9 tRNA genes and 1 rRNA gene are annotated in these 1,485 nt (G+C 45.7%); all 10 read left to right on the forward strand.

Features of this window, described 5'->3' with window-relative positions:
* A 5S ribosomal RNA gene (gene rrf / locus BLR86_RS25480) occupies positions 1-106 on the forward strand; the annotation flags it as partial.
* Positions 107-115: 9 nt separating this feature from the next.
* A tRNA-Val gene (locus BLR86_RS25485) sits at positions 116-191 on the forward strand.
* Between the two features lie 15 nt (positions 192-206).
* Positions 207-282 (forward strand) — tRNA-Thr (locus BLR86_RS25490).
* Between the two features lie 238 nt (positions 283-520).
* Positions 521-596: transfer RNA gene (locus tag BLR86_RS25495), tRNA-Lys, on the forward strand.
* A gap of 32 nt (positions 597-628) precedes the next feature.
* Positions 629-710 (forward strand) — tRNA-Leu (locus BLR86_RS25500).
* A gap of 38 nt (positions 711-748) precedes the next feature.
* Positions 749-823, forward strand: a tRNA-Gly gene (locus BLR86_RS25505).
* A 5-nt stretch (positions 824-828) separates the two neighbouring features.
* Positions 829-917 (forward strand) — tRNA-Leu (locus BLR86_RS25510).
* A gap of 37 nt (positions 918-954) precedes the next feature.
* Positions 955-1,031: transfer RNA gene (locus tag BLR86_RS25515), tRNA-Arg, on the forward strand.
* Between the two features lie 8 nt (positions 1,032-1,039).
* Positions 1,040-1,116: transfer RNA gene (locus tag BLR86_RS25520), tRNA-Pro, on the forward strand.
* Between the two features lie 19 nt (positions 1,117-1,135).
* Positions 1,136-1,211, forward strand: a tRNA-Ala gene (locus BLR86_RS25525).
* Positions 1,212-1,485 lie beyond the last annotated feature (274 nt).

The following is a 1,485-nucleotide window of genomic DNA, read 5'->3' on the forward strand; positions in this document are numbered from 1 at the left end:
ATGGCAAGAAGGTCACACCCGTTCCCATACCGAACACGGAAGTTAAGCTTCTTTGCGCCGATGGTAGTTGGGACTTTGTCCCTGTGAGAGTAGGACGTTGCCAGGCTTTATATATGGAGGATTAGCTCAGCTGGGAGAGCATCTGCCTTACAAGCAGAGGGTCGGCGGTTCGAACCCGTCATCCTCCACCATAATTTTTAATATGTGCCGGGGTAGCTCAATTGGTAGAGCAACTGACTTGTAATCAGTAGGTTGGGGGTTCAAGTCCTCTCGCCGGCACCATGCTTCTTGCTTCGTTGATTTTACATCAGCGGAAGCATGCACGAAATCCCGAAGGGATTTTAAGCAGAAAAAACTAATCGATTTTCTTAGAACAATTTGTATGAGCCATTAGCTCAGTTGGTAGAGCAACGAGCAAAGCTTCATGTAATATCTGCGAGTTGTGGAGTTTACGTTTTGAAAAAAGGTAAACGGAACATCTGACAACGCGGAAAAAAGTTTAGGAAACAATTCAAAGTATGAGCCATTAGCTCAGTTGGTAGAGCATCTGACTTTTAATCAGAGGGTCGAAGGTTCGAATCCTTCATGGCTCACCAGATTTTTTGTGTAGCAAAGTAACTTTTAATATGCGGGTGTGGCGGAATTGGCAGACGCACCAGACTTAGGATCTGGCGCCGCAAGGCGTGGGGGTTCGACTCCCTTCACCCGCACTTGAGTTTTTTACGCTAGCAAAATAACTTACCATAATGCGGAAGTAGTTCAGTGGTAGAACACCACCTTGCCAAGGTGGGGGTCGCGGGTTCGAATCCCGTCTTCCGCTCCAATGATGCCGGGGTGGCGGAACTGGCAGACGCACAGGACTTAAAATCCTGCGGTAGGTGACTACCGTACCGGTTCGATTCCGGTCCTCGGCACCAAGTTTTTAAGAAAAGTAAAATAACATTTAATATTAATGCGCCCGTAGCTCAATTGGATAGAGCGTCTGACTACGGATCAGAAGGTTGTGGATTCGACTTCTTCCGGGCGCGCCATATTTTATCGGGAAGTAGCTCAGCTTGGTAGAGCACTTGGTTTGGGACCAAGGGGTCGCAGGTTCGAATCCTGTCTTCCCGACCATTCTTCTAATTTATATATTGGGGCCTTAGCTCAGCTGGGAGAGCGCCTGCTTTGCACGCAGGAGGTCAGCGGTTCGATCCCGCTAGGCTCCACCAATTAACTTTAAAAAAGTTATTGACTTCAGGTTAATAACTTGGTAAGTTGATAAAGTCGCTTTTGAGCGATAAATAAGGATTACTTGATGAACTTATCGCAAGAACGATATTTCATATAGTGATTCTGTTAGGTAGCTTTGTTCTTTGAAAACTAAACAAACAAGAACGTCAACAAACAATTTTTTAGCTTTTTATAAAAGCTAAGCCAACGTAACAAATGAGCTATATCAACTTTCTTGGAGAGTTTGATCCTGGCTCAGGACGAACGCTGGCG

The sequence above is a fragment of the Bacillus sp. OK048 genome (genome assembly GCF_900103525.1).
Taxonomy (GTDB): Bacteria; Bacillota; Bacilli; order Bacillales; family Cytobacillaceae; genus Neobacillus.